The sequence below is a fragment of the Undibacterium sp. FW305-107 genome (assembly GCF_058788535.1).
Map to the genome: position 1 here is coordinate 305,505 of NZ_JBYTAV010000008.1, position 20,464 is coordinate 325,968.

The 20,464-nt window shown below is 48.8% G+C and carries 20 protein-coding genes; 19 read left to right on the plus strand and 1 reads right to left on the minus strand.

Annotated elements, in window-relative coordinates; translation table 11 throughout:
- Positions 1-2 precede the first annotated feature (2 nt).
- The 3 genes from AC3WQT_RS19315 (at position 3) to AC3WQT_RS19325 (ending at position 2,767) form a co-directional block, all read left to right on the plus strand.
- Complete coding sequence (locus AC3WQT_RS19315) at positions 3-602, plus strand: type II secretion system protein N (RefSeq protein WP_492706150.1); 600 nt, start codon at positions 3-5, stop codon at positions 600-602.
- Positions 603-784: 182 nt separating this feature from the next.
- Positions 785-1,423, plus strand: coding sequence for a uracil-DNA glycosylase family protein (locus AC3WQT_RS19320; protein ID WP_492706152.1), 639 nt, complete (start codon positions 785-787; stop codon positions 1,421-1,423).
- Between the two features lie 102 nt (positions 1,424-1,525).
- On the plus strand, positions 1,526-2,767 hold the full coding sequence (locus tag AC3WQT_RS19325) for a cyclic di-GMP phosphodiesterase (RefSeq protein WP_492706154.1): 1,242 nt from the start codon (positions 1,526-1,528) through the stop codon (positions 2,765-2,767).
- 74 nt (positions 2,768-2,841) lie between these two features.
- On the opposite strand, the gene AC3WQT_RS19330 is transcribed toward AC3WQT_RS19325, so the two are convergent.
- Positions 2,842-3,822, minus strand: coding sequence for an NADPH:quinone oxidoreductase family protein (locus AC3WQT_RS19330; protein ID WP_492706156.1), 981 nt, complete (start codon positions 3,820-3,822; stop codon positions 2,842-2,844).
- Between the two features lie 105 nt (positions 3,823-3,927).
- On the opposite strand from AC3WQT_RS19330, the gene surE reads away from it, so the two are divergent.
- The 16 genes from surE to hflX all read left to right on the plus strand — a co-directional run bounded on the left by surE (position 3,928) and on the right by hflX (position 20,463).
- Positions 3,928-4,665, plus strand: a complete 738-nt coding sequence (gene surE / locus AC3WQT_RS19335) for a 5'/3'-nucleotidase SurE (RefSeq protein ID WP_492706158.1) — start codon at positions 3,928-3,930, stop codon at positions 4,663-4,665.
- Positions 4,662-5,531: a protein-L-isoaspartate(D-aspartate) O-methyltransferase gene (locus AC3WQT_RS19340; protein ID WP_492706160.1), complete on the plus strand. Its 870-nt coding sequence runs from the start codon at positions 4,662-4,664 to the stop codon at positions 5,529-5,531. Before surE ends, AC3WQT_RS19340 begins: the two co-directional genes overlap by 4 nt.
- A gap of 42 nt (positions 5,532-5,573) precedes the next feature.
- A complete protein-coding gene (locus AC3WQT_RS19345) occupies positions 5,574-6,536 on the plus strand; it encodes a peptidoglycan DD-metalloendopeptidase family protein (protein ID WP_492706162.1) in 963 nt (320 codons plus the stop codon).
- 187 nt (positions 6,537-6,723) lie between these two features.
- Positions 6,724-7,785: an RNA polymerase sigma factor RpoS gene (gene rpoS, locus AC3WQT_RS19350; protein WP_492706164.1), complete on the plus strand. Its 1,062-nt coding sequence runs from the start codon at positions 6,724-6,726 to the stop codon at positions 7,783-7,785.
- A gap of 118 nt (positions 7,786-7,903) precedes the next feature.
- Entirely contained in the window at positions 7,904-9,238 is a 1,335-nt protein-coding gene (gene rlmD / locus AC3WQT_RS19355; RefSeq protein WP_492706166.1) for a 23S rRNA (uracil(1939)-C(5))-methyltransferase RlmD, read from the plus strand.
- 236 nt (positions 9,239-9,474) lie between these two features.
- Entirely contained in the window at positions 9,475-9,900 is a 426-nt protein-coding gene (gene ndk, locus AC3WQT_RS19360) for a nucleoside-diphosphate kinase (RefSeq protein ID WP_110253161.1), read from the plus strand.
- An 86-nt stretch (positions 9,901-9,986) separates the two neighbouring features.
- On the plus strand, positions 9,987-11,147 hold the full coding sequence (gene rlmN / locus AC3WQT_RS19365; protein ID WP_492706286.1) for a dual-specificity RNA methyltransferase RlmN: 1,161 nt from the start codon (positions 9,987-9,989) through the stop codon (positions 11,145-11,147).
- 11 nt (positions 11,148-11,158) lie between these two features.
- Entirely contained in the window at positions 11,159-11,950 is a 792-nt protein-coding gene (gene pilW / locus AC3WQT_RS19370; protein ID WP_492706288.1) for a type IV pilus biogenesis/stability protein PilW, read from the plus strand.
- Positions 11,943-13,010 (plus strand): RodZ domain-containing protein, encoded by a 1,068-nt coding sequence (locus AC3WQT_RS19375; protein WP_492706168.1) that lies wholly within the window; start codon positions 11,943-11,945, stop codon positions 13,008-13,010. Before pilW ends, AC3WQT_RS19375 begins: the two co-directional genes overlap by 8 nt.
- 2 nt (positions 13,011-13,012) lie before the next feature.
- A complete protein-coding gene (ispG, locus tag AC3WQT_RS19380; RefSeq protein WP_492706170.1) occupies positions 13,013-14,290 on the plus strand; it encodes a flavodoxin-dependent (E)-4-hydroxy-3-methylbut-2-enyl-diphosphate synthase in 1,278 nt (425 codons plus the stop codon).
- A gap of 14 nt (positions 14,291-14,304) precedes the next feature.
- A complete protein-coding gene (gene hisS, locus AC3WQT_RS19385; RefSeq protein ID WP_492706172.1) occupies positions 14,305-15,663 on the plus strand; it encodes a histidine--tRNA ligase in 1,359 nt (452 codons plus the stop codon).
- A 42-nt stretch (positions 15,664-15,705) separates the two neighbouring features.
- Positions 15,706-16,362: a YfgM family protein gene (locus AC3WQT_RS19390; protein ID WP_492706174.1), complete on the plus strand. Its 657-nt coding sequence runs from the start codon at positions 15,706-15,708 to the stop codon at positions 16,360-16,362.
- A 12-nt stretch (positions 16,363-16,374) separates the two neighbouring features.
- A complete protein-coding gene (gene bamB, locus AC3WQT_RS19395; protein WP_492706176.1) occupies positions 16,375-17,535 on the plus strand; it encodes an outer membrane protein assembly factor BamB in 1,161 nt (386 codons plus the stop codon).
- Between the two features lie 5 nt (positions 17,536-17,540).
- On the plus strand, positions 17,541-18,884 hold the full coding sequence (gene der / locus AC3WQT_RS19400) for a ribosome biogenesis GTPase Der (protein WP_492706177.1): 1,344 nt from the start codon (positions 17,541-17,543) through the stop codon (positions 18,882-18,884).
- Between the two features lie 184 nt (positions 18,885-19,068).
- Positions 19,069-19,305: an RNA chaperone Hfq gene (gene hfq, locus AC3WQT_RS19405; RefSeq protein WP_162041076.1), complete on the plus strand. Its 237-nt coding sequence runs from the start codon at positions 19,069-19,071 to the stop codon at positions 19,303-19,305.
- A 30-nt stretch (positions 19,306-19,335) separates the two neighbouring features.
- A complete protein-coding gene (gene hflX, locus AC3WQT_RS19410) occupies positions 19,336-20,463 on the plus strand; it encodes a GTPase HflX (protein WP_492706178.1) in 1,128 nt (375 codons plus the stop codon).
- Position 20,464 lies beyond the last annotated feature (1 nt).

Below are 20,464 nucleotides of genomic sequence, written 5' to 3' on the forward strand. Positions count from 1 at the left end.
AAATGAAACGCTTACCTGTCCTTGTGACGTTTATTATATTTATCGCACTTTGTGCGTCCCTGAGCTTTTGGGCTCTGCGTCTGTTCAAGCCTCAGGCCAGGGCAGTTGCCGCAGGATTCCAGCAAAACAGTTATGAGCCGGGAACCGGGCAGTGGGGTGGCATTTTCGGTAATAGCCAGGCAATGCAGGCAGCTGCTACCAACTATCAATTAAAAGGTATTGTTCTGGCGAAGCGTGCTGAAAAGAGCCTTGCCATCATCAGTGCCAATGGCAAACCTGCAATCGCGGTGGCCATGGATAAAGAAGTCGCTCCTGGCGTGATTTTGAAAGAAGTGCATGAGCAATATGTGATGGTTTCTGAATCGGGAATCATGCGTCGTGTCGAAATGCCGCAAATGCCAGACATGAATCGTGGGCCGGTACAGATACCGCCGTTGAATCAGGCAAATACTGTGCCGCCGCAAGTGGCGCCAGTAGCATTCCCTTCAGCCAGACATAATGATGTGCCGGGTGGTCCGATAAGTAGCCCGCCACCGCCGATGGTGACGCCAGGCCTGCCTACTGCTTCTCTGCCATCTGCCATGCCGGGTGGACAGCAATGAGTTCCTGGCAAGATGCCTGTCCTGAAGATGTGCGTTTAGCTATTGGGCAGGCACACTCATCCTGGCAACCTGTGATAGAGGCGGGATTGCAGCAAGTACATATTGCAAATCCCAATTATTTCGCAGGTTTGACGACTTCCGCTTATCTGCCCAATCAGGCCAGATTATTTGCCGCTTTTTCCATGCCCATGGATGATGTGCGTTATATCTTGATGGGTGAAGGACCGTATCCACGCGCTGATAGCGCAACCGGTTATTGTTTTATGGATGGTGCGGTAAAAAGCCTGTGGTCAGATGAGGAGGGTGGTGGCTTATCTAAAAAAGTTAATCGTGCCACGTCCTTGCGCAATTTCATGAAGATGTTGTTGGTGACTTCTGCCCATTTGCAGCAAGAGGCAACGACAGGGGATGCCATGGCTGTTGTCGCAAGCCTGGCGCGCAAGCCAGAGAGTGGTTTTGTGCAGACACTGGACGATTTACAACAAAACCTCATCGCACAGGGGTTCTTGTTATTGAACGCCAGCCTGGTGTTTCGTGAAGATACTGCCCCTGTAAAAGATGCGAAGGCATGGCAGCCATTTTTGCAAACAGTTTTATTTGAGCTACATCAACATCAACAAGCACGCATTATGAATCAAGCGGTGCTAATCTTATGGGGGAAGATTGCAGAACAACTTCGGACAATGTCAGAGGCTGCGCTATACGAGCAAATTTGTGCGGAACATCCCTATAACCTGAGTTTTATTAGCAATAAAACTATGCAAGATTTTTTTCGGCCTATGAATTTGTTGGGTAAATTGCCTGAAGGAAAAATTTTGTAATATGTTGCTTTAACTACTGGCTTGTGAACTAGCTTTGGCGAATAATTGGAAGGCACATCTCGATGTATTATTTGTTTATCCAATTCATAACTTTTCCTGCCTATGTTGAAGAAAATTGAAATTGCTCAACTGAGGGTTGGCATGTATGTTCAGGAACTATGCTGCTCCTGGATAGACACCCCATTCTGGCAAAAGTCTTTTATCCTGGCAGAAGCAGAAGAATTAAAAAAAATTCAAGGAGCCAGGATTCGTCATGCCTGGATCGATATCAGCAAGGGCCTGGATGTTTTATCGGAAGCAGATAAACCGCCAGCGAAACCACAAACTGAACCCACTCCAGAACCTCCGCCTGTTTCAGTAGCTCCTCCCCGTCAAATTAGCAGTGTCTCAATGGATGATGAATTGGGACGTGCCTCAGCCATAGTCAGTAAATCCAAGCAAGCCGTATTCAGCATGTTCAATGAGGCCCGCATGGGTAAGGCCGTGGATGTAGGCAATGCGCAAACCATGGTGGAAGAGATTGCTGATTCTGTCATGCGCAATCCCGGTGCTTTGATCGGTTTGGCCAGATTGAAGACCAAGGACGATTACACTTATATGCATTCGATTGCTGTATGTGCTCTGATGGTGGCGTTGGCGAAGCAATTGGGTTTGTCTGAAGAAGCGACCAGAGAAGCTGGCCTGGCAGGTTTGCTACATGACATAGGCAAGATGATGGTAGCTGCCGATATTTTGAATAAACCTGGCAAGTTGACTGATGCTGAATTTGTTTCAGTCAGGGAGCACCCCATGGCTGGTTACAAGATGTTGAAAGAGGCCAAGGGTGTTAGTGCTATCGCTCTTGATGTTTGCCTGCATCATCACGAAAAAATAGATGGCACCGGTTACCCAAATCGCTTGAAGGGTGACGAAATAAGCTTGTATGCCCGCATGGGGGCAGTCTGCGATGTCTACGATGCGATTACTTCCGATCGTCCATACAAGCAAGGCTGGTGTCCGGCAGAATCTTTGCGCAAAATGGCCGAATGGAGTAGCGGGCATTTTGATGAAAAAATATTCCAGGCTTTCGTCAAAAGCATAGGTATTTTCCCCGTAGGTACGCTGGTAAAGCTGGAGTCTGGTCGTTTGGCAGTCGTGGTCGAGCAGCAAGTGGGCAAGTCGCTGTTGCTACCTAAAGTAAGGGTCTTTTTTTCTGCCAAATCCATGGCTTATATTACGCCCGAGCTGATCGATTTGTCCCGGTTAGGAAGCAATGACAAGATAGCTACGCGTGAAGATGCTGCCAAATGGGGTATAAAGGACATCAATCGCTACTGGTTGGGTGATACGGCCAATACCCGTTAATAAGTAGGTTTTTTGTAAAAAAAACCTCACGGTCAAGTGAGGTCTGGCAAATTTTTTTGCTATCTTGTACTACGTCATTTTTCAGGCTGTATGACTATCTTGCCCGTGACCTTGCGTGCTGCCAGGTCATTCAAGGCTGCTGGTGTGTCTTTAAGTGCATAGCGGCCAGAAATATGTGGCTTGATTTTTCCTTCATGCAGCCATCCCATCAATTCACGCATGGCAACCAGATTCGCTTTGGGTTCGCGCTTGGCGAATTCACCCCAGAACACCCCAACCAGCGAAGCACCTTTCAGCAACGTCAGATTTAAAGGTAGTTTTGGTATTTCGCCGTTGGCAAAACCCACCACCAGATAGCGACCGCGCCAGCCTATGGAACGGAAAGCCGGCTCTGCATAAATCCCGCCAACCGGGTCATAAATGACGTCCGGGCCCTTGCCGTCAGTGGCTGCTTTAATGGCTTCGCGCAAATCCTGGTTACTGTAATTGATGGTGATATCGGCACCATGTTGCTTGCAAACTTCCAGTTTTTCATCGGTGGATGCAGCGGCAATGACACGTGCGCCCAGGGCTTTGCCAATTTCTATGGCAGCCAGGCCGACACCACCGGCAGCACCAAGCACCAGCATGGTTTCTCCAGCTTTCAATTGGGCGCGATCAACTACTGCGTGGTGGGAAGTACCATAGGTCAGGGTAATCGCGGCAGCAATATCAAAATCCATGCCGGGTGGCATCGGCATGACGGCATTGGCAGGGGCAACTACCTGTTGTGCAAACGCACCATTGCCGATAAAGGCGATCACCTTGTCACCAACTTTGATATGGCTGACATCTTCACCAACGGCGTACACGATGCCGGATAATTCACTCCCCGGGGTAAATGGCAGCTCAGGCTTGAACTGGTACTTGTTTTGTATGATCAACACGTCGGGGAAGTTGACACCAGCCGCCTTCACGTTGATGGCAACCTGGCCAGGTGCTGGTACCAGATCTGGTAAGTCCACTATCGCCAAAGTGTCTGGCAATCCCCATTCCTTGCAAACAACAGCTTTCATTTTAATGTCTCCATAAAATAGTACGACCGTTTGATTTTGTGATTATGCCGTAAAAATCTGTTCTCTGTAGAAATTTATATTTCAGCATCAGGTAGAATACAAAGCATGAAAATTCTGATCAGTAATGATGATGGTTATCTGGCTCCTGGCATCGTGGCGCTGGCTGAGGCCATGACATCGATTGCCGAGGTAACCGTAGTGGCACCCGACAGTAATCGTTCCGGGGCATCAAATGCATTGACCCTGGACCGGCCCTTAAGTGTGCAGCGCGCCAGCAATGGTTTTTACTTTGTGAATGGTACTCCTTCTGATTGCGTACACATCGCCCTGACTGCCATCATGAAGGATAAACCTGACTTGATCGTTTCTGGTATCAATCAGGGACAGAATATGGGAGACGATACCTTGTATTCGGGTACTGTTGCTGCAGCGACGGAAGGGTATTTATTCGGCATTCCTGCTATCGCTTTTTCGCAAACCGAAAAAGCCTGGACGCATCTGGATGCCGCTGCGCGAATTGCACTGGAGATAGTGAAACGTGGCTTCCCGGGGTTGGCCACTCCGTTCCTGTTGAATGTCAATATACCGAATCTGCCGTTTGATGAGATCAAGGGCGTGCGCAAGGCTCGTCTGGGTAAGCGTCATACATCTGAACCTGTCATCCACATGACAGACCCGCATGGCAGGGATATTTACTGGATAGGTCCGCCAGGTGCGGCTCGGGATGCCAGTGCAGGAACGGACTTTGATACGACGTCCAGGCATTTTGTGTCAGTGACCCCTTTGCAGATAGATTTAACCAATAGCCGTCAGTTGGCTGATCTGGATATGGATTTTGCATGACGACCAAGGATAAGCGTTTCCCTTTACCCTTGTCTTCTGTGGTCAGCCAAAAAGACAAAGCAAGTGGTGGGGCAGTGCGGCATACAGCGATGCCACAAACTGCCATGCGTAATGCTGCACATCATTTGAGTGGTGTTGCCGCAGCCAAAGCTGCAAAATCGCAGCAATTACATGTTCCGCAGGGCGTTGCAGGGTCTTCATCAGGTTTGTCGCCATCCCTGTTGTCCGGCCCCTTGGTGTCTGAGGGAGTAAGGCGGGCCATGGTTACGCGCGTTGCGCAACAAGGCGTCAAAGATGCGACCGTGTTGGCGGCTTTGCAGGCGGTGCCCAGACATTTGTTTTTAGAAACTGGCATGGCCAGTCAGGCCTATATTGATGCCTCTTTACCTATAGGTCATCACCAAACCATTTCGCAACCCTATATTGTTGCCCGTATGTTGGAAATAATGCGCAATGGTGGCAAGCTTGAGCGTGTGCTCGAAATCGGTACTGGTTGTGGCTACCAGGCAGCTGTCTTGTCTGTCATGGTCAAAGAAGTGTATTCAATAGAACGCATCAAGGCTCTGCATGAGCTGGCAAAAAGCAATTTACGCCCTATGCGCATCGCCAATATCAGACTTTTATATGGTGACGGCATGCTGGGTTTGCCGGGTGAGGCACCGTTTGACGGTATCATATTGGCAGCAGCGGGAATGGAAGTGCCGCAGACCTTGCTAAAGCAGTTACGGGTAGGTGGCAGACTGGTTGCCCCGGTGGGTGGGCGTAATCAGGTATTGCAATTGATTGAGCGTGTATCCACTTACGAATGGACTAGCTCTGTGCTGGAATCTTGCCATTTTGTACCCTTGCATTCGGGTGTGATTTAGCTTTGCTCCCGGCGACAATGAATTTGATAGATTAAAAACGAAATGAAGAAAATACAGCAAATATTACAAACTGGTCTGGCAATAACTGTGCTTGTGACCATGGCTGCGTGTACTACCGGCATACAGAATAAAGCGCCTGTGGTAGAGCGCGGCTTTGATCCTAGGCCTGTTGAGCCTCCCCCTGTTGAAGTTGTCAAACCGATGGTAAAGGCACCTGATAATACACGTGGTACTTATGTGGTCAAACGTGGTGATGGCCTGTATAGAATCGCGCTTGATCATGGTCAGAGTTATAGCGATCTGGTTGCCTGGAATGATTTAAAAAACCCGAATGATATCAAGGTGGGGCAGGTTTTGCGGGTAGCGCCGCCAGACGGCAGTCAGGGGGCGCAGACGACGGGAGTGGCATCCAATACTGGGATAGAGGTCAAGCCTTTGCCAGTGAATGCTGCCAATAATAAAACAAGTCCGCGCGGCGATAAACGCCCGTTTTCGGAAGCCAATCTTGCTGAATTGCAGAAAACAGATGCAACGACAGTAGCATCTGTGACGCCGGCAGTGCCAGTCATTAAATCTGAAACCAAGCCAGAAACCAGTGCACCCGCCAAGGTAACTGAGGCCGTATCTGTTGAATCTGAAAATGTTGAGTGGATGTGGCCAGCTGACGGTAAAGTCCTGGCGACATTTGACGATGTTAAGAACAAGGGCTTCGATATTGCCGGCAAGATGGGACAGGATGTGCTGTCGGCAGGCGCAGGCAAAGTTTTATATGCAGGTAGTGGTATTCGTGGTTATGGTAATCTGGTGATTATTAAACACACCAGCACCTTGTTATCAGCTTATGCGCATAATAAGTCCATACTCGTTAAAGAGGGGCAGAGTATAGGTAAAGGGCAAAAAATTGCTGAGATGGGAAATTCTGACAGTGATACCGTGAAGCTGCATTTTGAAATCCGGGTGCAGGGCAAGCCGGTTGATCCTGCTAGATATCTGCCAGCCCGCTAGTTGATTGTGCTAAGTCTTTGCGTTGGTTTGTTGTGAAGATGCAGCAAGTGTAGATGTTTTGTGTAAATTGACAATTTTTGTGTAGGGTATTTTCAAAAAAACTGTATTGGTAAATTAATATTGGCATTTTTAGAAATAATTTGTTCAAGCAAGACTCACTTACCGGACTCGCGAACTCGCACAGATCATGCATAACAATTTAAGCACCTACAAGCTGGAAAATTCTGCCGCTAGCGATGAATCGGACATGTCTGCCGATGCTGCTGATGGAGACGCGCACCCTGCTTCTGATGCCGCGGATATGGATGATGCAGTGGATCTGACGCAAGAGGGGCAAGACGAGCAAAGTGAAGACCCCGCTGCGCTGATTGTTGCCCCTATAGACGAGCTGAAAAATGTTCTTGCTGCCGAACTTTCTACGGATACCACGCAATACTATTTGAATCAGATAGGTACGCGGCCCTTGTTTGCTTCTGCTGAAGAATTGCATTATGCAACGCTGGCCAAGCAAGGTAATTTTGAGGCCAGGCAAAAGATGATAGAGCACAACCTGCGCCTCGTCGTGTCTATCGCCAAACACTATATCAATCGTGGTGTTGCCTTGCTGGATATGATTGAAGAAGGCAATCTGGGTCTGATGCATGCCATAGACAAGTTTGAGCCTGAACGTGGTTTTCGTTTCTCGACTTATGCAACCTGGTGGATACGCCAAAGTATAGAACGCGCCATCATGAATCAGGCCAGGACCATACGCTTGCCTGTGCACATGGTGCGTGAATTGAACCAGATCTTGCGGGCAAAGTATCATCTTGAATCGCAAAGACGTGATGGCAGAGATGCTGCGCTGGAAGATATTGCGCTACTGGTCGACAGGCCTGTAGACGAGGTGCAGGATATTCTGACCTTGTCTGAGCATGCAACTTCGCTTGATACGCCGCTGGACAATGATCCGCAATCCAGTCTCATGGATATGTTGCCTGGCGATAGTGATGATGCACCGGACATACGCGCAGAGCAACATGAAATGACCATCCTTGTCAGGGACTGGTTGTCGAAATTGCCTGATAAGCAACGTATCGTCATAGTCCGCCGCTTTGGTCTGGATAATGATGATCCGGCAACCTTGGAAACCCTGGCTGACGAAATGGGGATTACCCGCGAGCGCGTGCGTCAGATACAGCAAGAGGCACTCATCAAACTCAAGCGCTCATTTGCTTCACGTGGTGTAGGGCGTGATTCTGTACTTTAAAGCGCATTCCTTGGCCAATTCGAATATTTCTTGAGATGCGCATCCGCGCATCTCTTATAATTCCGTCTTTTAAATCTCACTTCCTGCTGGCGTGATATGTTTCGCGCCGCCAATTTCCATGAATACAATAGAAATTCGCTCTTTAGATATGGACGCGCGTGGCGTCGGTAATTTGCTAAATGAAGATGGCACCACGGGTAAGGTAGTTTTTGTTGATGGCGCGCTGCCCGGCGAATTGGTGGAGTTCAGTACTTACAAGAAGAAAGCCAGTTGGGAAGCCGCGACCATGATGAGCCTGGTGCGTGAATCTTCGCAAAGGGTGGCGCCTAAGTGTGAATTTTTTGGCACTTGTGGCGGCTGCTCCATGCAACATCTGGATGCCAGTGCCCAGGTAGCCATGAAGCAGCGCGTGCTGGAGGATAATCTCTGGCATATCAGTAAGATCAGGTCCGAAATCATGCTGCGCCCCATCATCGGCCCTACATGGGGTTACCGTTACCGTGCCCGTCTGTCGGTGCGTCATGTGATCAAGAAAGGCACGGTACTGGTTGGTTTCCATGAGAAAAAATCGCGTTATGTCGCCAATATGGAGACTTGTGAGATATTGCCTGCGCATGTCTCTGCGATGCTCATGCCCTTGCGTGGTTTGGTCGCATCTTTGTCTATTGTTGAGGCTTTGCCACAAATTGAACTGGCAATAGGCGAGGGCGTTACTGCCATGGTGTTGCGCATCATGGCGCCTTTGACCAAGAATGATGAAGTCAAACTGAAAGCTTTTGCAGACCAGTATCAAGTGCAATGGTGGTTGCAGACCAAAGGCCCCGATACTGCTGAGCCTTATTATCCAGCGACCAGTGATTTGCACTATTTGCTGCCAGAGTTTGGTGTGAAAATGCCTTTCAAGCCCACTGACTTTACTCAGGTTAATCATCATATCAACCGGGTATTGGTGGCGCGCGCTTTACGTATGCTGGATGTGCAAAAAGATGAGCGCATAGCTGATCTGTTCTGCGGACTGGGCAATTTCACTTTGCCTATCGCTACCCTGGCGAGGGAGGTGGTTGGTATTGAGGGTAGTGATACCCTGACTGAACGCGCTTTGGAAAATGCCAGACACAATGGTCTGGCTGATAAAACATCCTTCAGTACCCGCAATCTGTTCGAAGTGACGGCGCAAGATTTCGTGAAATTGGGTAAATTTGACCGCTTTTTGATTGATCCGCCGCGTGATGGTGCCATGGCTGTCTGTCAGGCTCTGATTGATCTGGGTGATATTGCTCCTGAATTAAAACCTAAGCGCCTGGTCTATGTTTCTTGCAGTCCTTCGACTCTGGCCAGGGATGCAGGCATGCTGGTCAATCAGGCTGGTTATCGCCTTAGCAGTGCGGGCGTCGTCAATATGTTCCCGCACACTTCCCATGTGGAATCCATGGCTGTTTTTGATCTGATCTAGATTTTTGTTGCGGCAAATCCATCAATATAGCTGGCAATTATAGCTAACAACGAAAGGTGGGTTTGCTTTGATGCAATGAAATCCTTATTTCAGATAATAAAAATCTAATTGATCCAGTCTGCGACCAATTGTATTTCTTGAAAGACATATCTGGGATGGTGGTTTCATGTTAAAATCTAAGGTTAGATGAATTCTCGAAATTTTTCTTAACCCTTTCTTTTTATTGGAGTTTTTAGATGGCTATCGAACGTACATTGTCTATTATTAAGCCTGATGCAGTTGCAAAAAACGTCATCGGTCAAATTTACAGCCGCTTTGAAGGCGCTGGCCTGAAAGTAGTTGCTGCCCGTATGGCGCAATTGTCCCGTGCTGAAGCTGAAGGTTTCTACGCTGTTCACAGCGCACGTCCTTTCTTCAAGGATCTGGTTGATTTCATGATCTCCGGTCCAGTGATGATCCAGGTTCTGGAAGGCGAAGGCGCAATTTTGAAAAACCGTGACCTGATGGGCGCGACAGATCCTAAGAAGGCAGACGCAGGCACAATCCGCGCTGATTTCGCTGATTCTATCGATGCAAATGCTGTTCACGGTTCTGATGCTCCAGAAACAGCTGCTGTGGAAATCGCTTACTACTTTCCAGCGTTGAACGTTTATTCCCGTTAATTCAGACTTTGTCTGCATGTAACAGAATAAAGAATTAAGATATACGCCTCATACGGTCTGGTGCTGTATGAGGTGCGAAAGAGAAGATCATGACGGTACTCACAAATTTATTGGATCTGGATCCAGCACAGCTCGTCGCATATTGCGGTGACTTGGGTGAGAAGCCGTTTCGTGCCAAGCAATTGCAGCGCTGGATACACCAGTTTGGTGCCAGTTCGTTTGATGAAATGACCGACCTCGCGAAATCCCTGCGCGAGAAGCTCGCTACGCGAGCCATGATTGCCGCTCCCGCCGTGATAAGTGACCATACTTCTACAGATGGCACCAGAAAATGGCTGGTTGATGTCGGCCAGGGTAATGCTGTAGAAACTGTGTTTATCCCTGAAGAAAATCGCGGCACCCTGTGTATTTCTACCCAGGCAGGCTGTGCTGTGAATTGCCGTTTCTGTTCTACTGGCAAGCAGGGTTTTAACCGCAACCTGACTGTGGGCGAAATTATCGGCCAGCTCTGGATGGCAGAATTTGAATTGCGCAAGACCAAAGGTATTGCTCCCGGGCCCAAGGGTGAGCGTCAGATCACCAATGTGGTCATGATGGGTATGGGCGAACCTTTGCTGAATTTTGAACCAACTGTGACTGCTTTGCGTCTCATGCTGGATGATAATGCTTATGGCTTGTCTCGTCGCCGTGTGACGCTGTCTACCAGTGGCGTTGTTCCCATGATAGACAAGCTGTCACAAGAATGTCCGGTGGCACTGGCAGTGTCACTGCACGCATCGAATGATGCTTTGCGTGACAGCCTGATACCACTGAACAAGAAGCATCCTTTAAAAGAGTTGATGGCTGCTTGCAAGCGCTATCTGGAATTTGCGCCGCGCGACTTTGTGACGTTTGAGTATTGCATGCTGGATGGTGTCAATGACACTGATGCGCATGCAAGAGAATTGATAGAGTTGGTATGTGATCTGCCGTGCAAGTTTAACCTGATTCCTTTTAATCCTTTTCCGGAATCTGGTCTGAAGCGATCGGCCAATCCGCGTATCAAAGCTTTTGCCCAGATTTTGTTGGATGCAGGCTTGGTGACAACGACGCGTAAAACTCGTGGCGATGATATTGATGCAGCTTGTGGTCAGTTGGCTGGCGAAGTGCAAGACAGGACGCGTGTGCAGGAGCGCATGCAAAAGATGGCGGAATATCAAAAGAAGTTTGGCGAAAATTTTGGCAAGATCGTGGAGATCACTCAGTGAAAATTTCTCAAATGCGTCAATGTTTTTTGACTGGAGCGCTGTTGGTTATTGCGCTCTCCTTGTCTGCATGTGCATCCAAGCGCCTGGAGGGGGACAGGCCGGAGCAAAACATGTCTGCGGAAAAACAGGATGCGCAAAAACGGGCGTCCATACGCATGCAATTGGCTGTCGGCTATTATCAGCAGGGGCAACTGAAAGTCGCCCTGGAAGAAATACGTCAAGCCTTGGTGATTGCCCCGGACCTGGTGGATGCCTATAGCCTGCGTGCACTGATTTTCATGGATATGGGTGAAAAGCAACTGTCTGAGGATAATTTTCTTCATGCGCTGAAGCTGGCACCTGGTAATAGTGATATTGGTAATAATTACGGTTGGTTCTTGTGTCTGAATGGGCGCGAAAAGCAAGGGCTGGTATATCTGGATAGCGCTATCAAGGATCCTGCTTATACTGCACCAGGCAAGGCATTGAATAATGCCGGTTTGTGTAGTTTGCGCATGAAAGATGCGATTGGTGCTGAGCGCTATTTCATGCAAGGTTTGCGTGAAGATCCGGGCAATCCAGCGATCAATGCCAATCTTGCTGACGTGTTGTATAAGCGTGGTGAGTACAAGCAGGCACGGTTTTATATAGGCCGTGTACTTAAGTTTGAAGTGTTGGCCGCTGATGTGTTATGGCTGGCTATGAAAATTGAAAAAAAACTGGGTGATGAGGCGGCCCTGAATAGTCTGGGTACGCAATTGCGTCGCCGCCATCCAAATTCAAAAGAATTTTCTCTGTATCAACGTGGAGTGTTTGATGAGTGATGCGGGCGCGAATTTACCTGTAGAACCTTTGACCTCGGAGATATCTGAGAACAAAGCTATCCTGTCTGTGGTGCAGACTGCCGGTGCGCAACTGTCTGCCGCGCGTGTTCAACTGGGTTTGAGTTTGCAGCAGGTGGCAGATCAACTCAAATTGTCTCAGCGGCAAATACTTGCGCTGGAAAATAATCAGTTCGATGATTTACCTAAGATGGTGATAGTGCGTGGTTTTGTACGCTCTTATGCAAAACTTCTCAAGCTTGATCCGGCACCAATTATCGATTCGCTGCCTGCAGAAAAAGGTTTGGGCGGATTGGATGCGGATTTGCGTCCTACCCTGGCAACGCCATTCATGGAGTCGCGTACGCCTTTTTTGGGGCGCCAGGATTCCAACAATAATCGTAAGTATGTGATTGGCGCTGTTGTGCTGGCAGTTTGTGCTCTGATTTTCCTGGCCGTGCAAAAGCTGGAGCAAAATGATTATTTCAAGAATTTGATATCTGCCCAGCCCGCAAAAAAAGCTACAGATGCCGAACTTGAGAAGCCACTGGAAAATACCTCGCCTGCGACCGTAAAACCAGAAACTGAAAAACCGGTTGCGTCAACTATTCCTACCGTACTCGGTACGGTTAATGAAGCAAAACCTGAAACTCAGGATGCTATTGCACCGCCTAAATTGAATCAGGAAGTGCAGGTTGTGTCAGTGCCAGTGGCCGTACAGCAAAATGCAGTTCCTGCCTCTGTCTCTGCACCAGCACCTGTTCCTGTTGCAGTTTCTCCAGCTGCAGTTACTCCAGTTACTGCTCAGCCAGTGACGGATGCTGCTAATAATCAGCTGAAATTGAAATTCAGACAGGATTCTTGGATACAGGTCAAACGTGAAAATGGTAGCGTTCTGACTTCTCATCTGGCTAAAGCGGGTACTGAGGAAGTGTTTGACATGAAAGAAGCTTTGCAACTCAGGATAGGTAATGCTGCTGGTGTGGATGGCTGGTTGCGCGGCAAGTCTATGGAAATTGCACCGGGCAAGGATAGTAATGTCATTAATTTGAATGTGAAGTAAAGATGACGGATTTTTTATCAGAAATCGGTTCAGGTCCCAAGCTTAGACGCGCATCCCGTTCTGCCAAGGTGGTATATGGCACCCGTGAAGTTTTTGTGGGTGGCGGTGCTCCTGTCGTCGTGCAATCCATGACAAATACTGATACGGCTGATGCAATCGGCACGGCAATTCAGATCAAGGAACTGGCAAGAGCCGGTTCCGAGCTTGTGCGTATCACAGTCAATAATGCTGAAGCCGCTGCAGCAGTGCCAGCGATACGTGAACAGCTGGACAGGATGGGTATAGATGTGCCACTGGTAGGTGATTTTCACTACAATGGTCACACGCTGTTGAGCGATTTTCCTGATTGTGCCAAAGCTTTATCCAAATACAGGATCAATCCTGGCAATGTGGGCAAAGGCGCCAAGCGCGACACCCAGTTTGCCCAGATGATAGAAATGGCTTGCCGCTACGATAAGCCAGTACGCATAGGTGTTAACTGGGGTAGCCTGGATCAGGCTTTGCTGGCCCGTATCATGGACGACAATGCCAAACGTCCTGAGCCATGGAGTGTGCAGGCTGTCATGTATCAGGCCCTGATTACCTCTGCCATTGAAAGTGCGCAAAAGGCTGAGGAGCTGGGTCTGGCTGGCGACAAGATTATCTTGTCTTGCAAGGTATCTGGCGTACAGGACTTGATCGCCGTTTACCGTGAATTGGCTGCGCGTTGTGATTACCCCTTGCATCTTGGCCTGACCGAGGCAGGCATGGGTAGCAAAGGTATTGTTGCCTCGACCGCGGCACTGTCGGTGCTGATGCAGGAAGGCATAGGCGACACCATACGCATATCCCTGACGCCAGAGCCAGGTGGTGATCGCTGCAAAGAGGTCATCGTAGGCCAGGAAATTTTGCAAACCATGGGCTTGCGTAAATTCACACCCATGGTCATCGCTTGCCCTGGTTGTGGCAGAACCACTTCGACGGTATTTCAGGAGCTGGCTGATGATATCCAGAGCTTCTTGCGTAATCAGATGCCAGTCTGGAAAAGCCAGTATCCGGGCGTTGAAAATATGAACGTCGCCGTCATGGGTTGCATCGTCAATGGTCCTGGTGAATCCAAGCACGCAAATATTGGTATCAGTTTGCCGGGTACCGGTGAGTCGCCCGCTGCCCCGGTCTTTATTGATGGTGCCAAGGCGCTTACCTTGCGTGGCGACCGTATCGCAGAAGAGTTTCAGGACATCGTGCTGGAATATGTCAAGAGTCACTATGCCCCTGTGCATGGCGTAACAAATAATTAAATCAGGTAGCAAGCATGTCGGAAATAAAAAAAGCAGAAAAAATCGCTGGTGTGAAAGGGATGAATGACCTTTTACCGGATGACGCCCCATTGTGGGAATTGTTTGAAAATACTGTGCAGTCTGTATTGAAGAGTTATGGCTTTCAACAAGTCCGTACCCCTATTGTTGAACCTACCAACCTGTTTGCGCGTGGTCTGGGTGAGGTAACTGATGTTGTCGAAAAGGAGATGTATTCCTTTGAAGATTCCATGAACGGTGACAAGCTGACTTTGCGCCCTGAAGGCACTGCTGGTGTAGTGCGTTCTGCGATTGAACATAATCTCATTTACGATGGCCCGAGGCGCTTGTGGTATACCGGTCCCATGTTCCGTCATGAAAAACCACAACGTGGCCGTTATCGTCAATTCCATCAGGTAGGTGCTGAGGCTCTGGGTTTTACCGGACCTGATATCGATGCAGAACTGATCATGATGTGTCAGCGTTTCTGGGATGACCTTGGGCTACAGAATGTGCGACTGGAGTTGAATTCCATTGGTGATGCCGAGGAAAGGAATCAACATAAGGCTGCGCTGATCGCTTATTTCGAACAGCATCAGGACATTCTCGATGCTGAAGCAAAAAGGCGTTTGTTGACCAACCCCTTGCGTATTCTGGATACAAAAAATCCGGCCATGCAAGAAATGGTCAACGCAGCACCTAAATTGCTGGACTATCTGGGCGCTGAATCCCTGGCACACTTTGAGGGTGTGCAAAAGATTTTGCGTCACAACAGCATTCCATTCACCATCAATCCCCGTCTGGTGCGCGGCCTTGATTATTACAATCGTACGGTCTTTGAATGGGTTACTGACGATCTGGGGTCCCAGGGTACGGTGTGCGCTGGTGGCCGTTACGATGCCTTGTTTGGTATTTTTGGTGGTAAGCCAACGCCAGCCTGTGGTTTTGCCATGGGTATAGAGCGTTTGCTGGAATTGATGAAAGCCAATGGCGACGTGCATCAACCCGCAATGTGTGACGTCTACCTCGTGCATCAGGGGGCAGAAGCACAAATACAAGCGATGGTATTAAGTGAGCGTTTGCGTGATGCTGGTCTGGATGTTGTGTTACATTGCGCAACTGCTAATGGTGTAGGCAGCTTCAAGTCACAAATGAAGAAGGCTGACGGTAGCGGGGCAGCTTACGCTGTCATCATTGGTGAAGATGAGGCGAACAATAATACGGTGAGTGTCAAGGAATTGCGTGCCGGCGATGCTGAAAATAACCAGGTTAACGTCCCTTTTGATACAGCAGTGGATTATCTGGTTGATCAAATCGCCGGTAGTGCCGAAGCGGATTGCTGTGATGATCCAAATCACCACCATGTGCACCATTAATCCATATTGATCATATTAATAACATAGATAAACGAAGACGCTATGGCATACAATTTAGAAGAGCAAGAGCAGTTAGATAATCTCAAGGCAACCTGGAAGAAATACGGCAATATGGTAACTTGGGGACTGATTGTCTTCCTTGCAGCCTATGCGGGCTGGACTGCATGGGTCTCACGTCAAAACAACCAGGCATTGCAAGCTTCCCAGTTATATGAGGAAATGCAGAAATCGGTTGTTGCCAAAAATAATGTCAAAGTACAAGCAGTGGCAGAGGATTTGAAAACCAAATTTGCCTCTACCTCTTATGCGCCTATGGCAGCACTGGTGGCTGCCAAAAGTGCGTTTGATGCAAGTGACTTGAAAGCAGCCAAGAGCCAGTTGCAATGGGTTGCTGATACTTCCAAGGCTGACGAATATAAGGCGCTGGCGAGAATACGTCTGGCAGGCATCTCTCTGGATGAAAAAGCTTATGACGAAGCCTTGAAGCAGTTGTCAGGCACTTTCCCTGAGCAATTCGATGCTGATGTGCTCGATGCTAAAGGTGATATTTACGTTGCGCAAAATAAGATCGAAGATGCGCGTACAGCTTACAAGTCAGCGCTTGAAAAAATGTCGGATAAAAGTCCAGGTCGCCAGGCTTTGCAAATGAAGCTGGATGTGATCGGTGGTGTGGCAGATGCTAAAGTTGTCAGTAAATAAGGGGAATCATACATGCAATTTTCTGCCAAACTGCTCGTAGCATCATCTGCATTTCTGGCTTTGACTGGCTGTTCTACACTGTCGTCATTGAATCCGTTTTCATCGAAATCTGATGCAAAAAATCAGCCAGCGGTTTTGACTGATATCAAGGCAACGATGGCGATCAAGCCTAGCTGGACTGTTGCACTTGGTACTGCAGGTAACTATGTTTTCTCTCCTGCTGCATATGCGCAAAATGTCTATGTGGCAGCAGCTGATGGCACACTGGCGCGTATAGAAGTGGCGACTGGTCGCACCGTTTGGCGTATCAATGCCGGTACGCGTTTGACTGCTGGTGTAGGTGTAGATGGCAGCACAGTTGCTGTGGCAGGTGAAAAAGGGCAGGTGCTGGCCTTTGATCTTGATGGTAAATTGCGTTGGAAAGTGCAAAGCACGAATGAGATTTTGTCTGCCCCGGCTGTCGGTCAGGGTCTGGTTGTCGTGCGCAGCATTGATAACAAAGTCAGTGCTTATGACCTCAATACGGGTGAACGCAAATGGTCAATAGAGCGCCCATTGCCACCGTTGACTTTGCGTCTTGCTCCCGGCATTGTGATACATGAGCAACAGGCAATTGTTGCCATGCCTGGTGGGCGTATGTCTGCATTGGCGTTGAATAATGGTGGTTTGCGCTGGGAAGCAACGGTAGGTGAGCCTAAGGGCGCTACCGAACTGGAGCGTGTTGCCGACGTTTCTGGTGCTCCTGTGATCATGGGCAGCGATATTTGCGCCAGTTCTTATCAAGGCAGGGTAGCCTGTTTTGATGTTGGTACTGGTGCCTTGCGCTGGGGTAAGGCATTGTCCAGCGAAGTGGGCGTCAGTGTTGACGAGCGCTTCGTGTTTGCGGCAGATGTAGCAGGTGCAGTGAACGCGTTTGCGCGTAATGGCGGTGCGAGTGCCTGGCGCAATGATAAACTTAGCTATCGTCGTCTTTCCGCACCAATTTCATATGACCGCGCAGTAGCGGTTGGTGATTTCGCAGGTTATGTCCACTTCCTTTCCAGGGAAGATGGTTCTTTCATCGGACGTGTTACTACCGATGGTAGTCAGATTTTAGCAGCGCCGTTAGTGGTCGATGCTAAACTGATCGTTCAAACAAAATCAGGATCAGTGGTTGCTCTGGCAACCGAGTAATAATAATGAAGCCGGTTATCGCACTTATAGGCCGACCTAACGTCGGCAAATCCACGCTGTTCAATCGGCTCACCCGTTCACGCGACGCTTTGGTCGCAGATTTACCTGGTTTGACCAGGGACAGGCATTACGGCGAAGGTCGTGTTGGTGAGCGTCCTTTTCTGGTGATCGATACGGGCGGTTTTGAGCCCGTCGCCAAAGAAGGCATCATGCATGAAATGGCCAAACAGACTAAACAGGCTGTGGCTGAGGCAGATGTCGTTGTGTTTATTGTCGATGGCCGTCAAGGCCTGACGCCACATGATAAAACCATCACAGATTTTCTGCGTAAATCAGGTCGTTCCGTGATGCTGGTCGTGAATAAGGCTGAAGGTATGAAATATACCTCAGTCACTGCAGACTTTTATGAGCTGGGCATGGGCGATCCTTACGTGATCTCTGCGGCTCATGGTGATGGTGTGGCAGATCTGGTCGAAGAAATGGTCGACATTGCTTTTGCCCAGCGTCCGGCGGAAGTGGAAGAACCTGAATCTCAAGTCAGAGGTATCAAGATCGCCATCGTTGGCCGCCCTAATGTCGGTAAATCGACTTTGGTCAATACCTTGCTGGGTGAAGAAAGGGTGATTGCCTTTGATATGCCCGGTACTACCCGTGATTCCATAGAGATACCGTTCGAACGTGATGGCGTGCACTATTCACTGATAGACACCGCAGGTATCCGTCGTCGCGGCAAGGTGTTTGAGGCGATAGAGAAGTTTTCGGTCGTGAAAACCCTGCAATCCGTATCAGAAGCTAATGTCGTGCTTCTGCTTCTGGATGCGCAACAAGATATTTCTGAGCAGGATGCGCATATCGCCGGGTTTATCCTGGAGTCTGGCCGCGCCCTGGTTGTTGGTGTCAATAAATGGGATGGCCTGCAAAGCGACAGGCGTGATGAAATCAAGCTGGATATTGAGCGTAAGCTGAATTTCCTGACATTTGCCAAATTCCACTTCATTTCAGCACTGAAATCGACTGGCATAGCTCCGTTGATGAAATCTATCGACGCCGCTTATGCTGCTGCGATGGTCAACTTGTCCACACCTAAACTCACGCGTGCCTTGATTGAGGCGGTAGAGCATCAACAACCCAAGCGCAAGGGATCCATCCGTCCCAAGTTGCGTTATGCCCATCAGGGTGGACAAAATCCACCTATCATTGTCATTCACGGCAATGCACTTGAAGCTGTGGGTGATGTGTATAAGCGTTATCTTGAAAAGCATTTCCGTGAAACGTTCTCCCTGACAGGAACGCCACTCAGAATTGAGATGCGTTCCGGCAAGAATCCGTTTGATAAGTCGTCCAAGTAAATTTGCTGGCAAGTATCAAAATGTAAAAAAAGCTTGGTTCATATCCTTTTGCAGTGAAATTTAAGCAAGGGATATGCAATTAAGATAAAAATAGATTACATTACTTTGTAATCAACTTCTGGGAATACTTGTATTCTGATAAGTAGTCCCCAACTCCTAATCACAACAACACAATGGAGCTGTTATGAGCAATAAAGGGCAATTATTACAAGACCCATTTCTGAACGCTTTGCGTAAAGAACATATTCCTGTATCAATTTATCTGGTCAATGGCATCAAGTTACAAGGCCATATCGAATCTTTCGATCAGTATGTGGTTTTGCTGCGCAATACTGTGACGCAAATGGTTTACAAGCATGCTATCTCCACCGTCGTGCCTGCACGCGCAGTCAGCATCAACACTGAGCCAGAGGCAGAGTAATTTTTGAGTACCGAAATAAAGAAGTCGTCTATGCGCGCCGCTTTAGTCGGCGTTGATTTCGGTAAAGACGACTTCACCGCCAGTCTCGAAGAACTATCTTTGCTCTCGCAATCTGCGGGGGCTGAGCCCGTCACAACCATCACTTGCAAACGATCCAGTCCTGATGCTGCTTTTTTTGTCGGCAGCGGCAAGGCCGATGAGATTGCTGATGCTGTCGCCGATGGCGCGCTGGATATCGTCATATTCAATCATGCACTTTCTCCAGCGCAACAAAGAAATCTGGAGCGTCACCTGAAGGTCAGGGTGGTGGACCGCACCAGTCTGATACTGGACATTTTTGCCCAGCGCGCCCAAAGCCATGAGGGTAAAGTGCAAGTTGAGTTGGCGCAATTGCAACATTTGGCAACACGTCTGATACGTGGCTGGACGCATCTGGAAAGGCAAAAGGGCGGTATAGGTTTGCGTGGTCCAGGTGAAACTCAGCTTGAAACTGACCGCCGGTTATTGGGCGATCGGGTCAAGATGCTCAAACAAAAGCTGGATAAGTTACATAAGCAGAGGGAAACCCAGAGACGTTCACGCGGACGTAGCAACACCTTGTCGGTTTCGCTGGTTGGTTACACCAATGCCGGTAAGTCCAGTTTGTTCAATGCAATGACCAAGGCGGGCGCTTATGCCGCCAATCAATTGTTTGCAACGCTGGATACCACCTCACGTCGCTTGTATCTTGGTGATGCAGGTAATATCGTGATCTCTGATACGGTAGGCTTCATTCGGGAGTTGCCGCATCAACTGGTTGCCGCATTTCGGGCGACGTTGGAAGAAACCATACACGCGGACTTGTTATTGCACGTAGTGGACGCAAGTAGTCCTGTGCGCTTTGACCAGATTCAACAAGTCAATCAAGTGCTGCAGGAAATTGGTGCTGATCATATTCCACAGGTACTGGTGTGGAATAAGATAGATCTTGCCGGTCTGGAACCGTCGGTCGAGACGGATGAGTGTGATAAAATCCAAAGGGTTTTTTTGAGCGCTCGCACTGGGGCAGGTATAGGTTTATTACGCGAATCCATAGCCGAATTCGCATTGGCAAAAATGTCTGGTATTGTGCAATCGGCAACACCAGAGGCAGTTGATGCCCGCTTTGATTTTCAGTAGT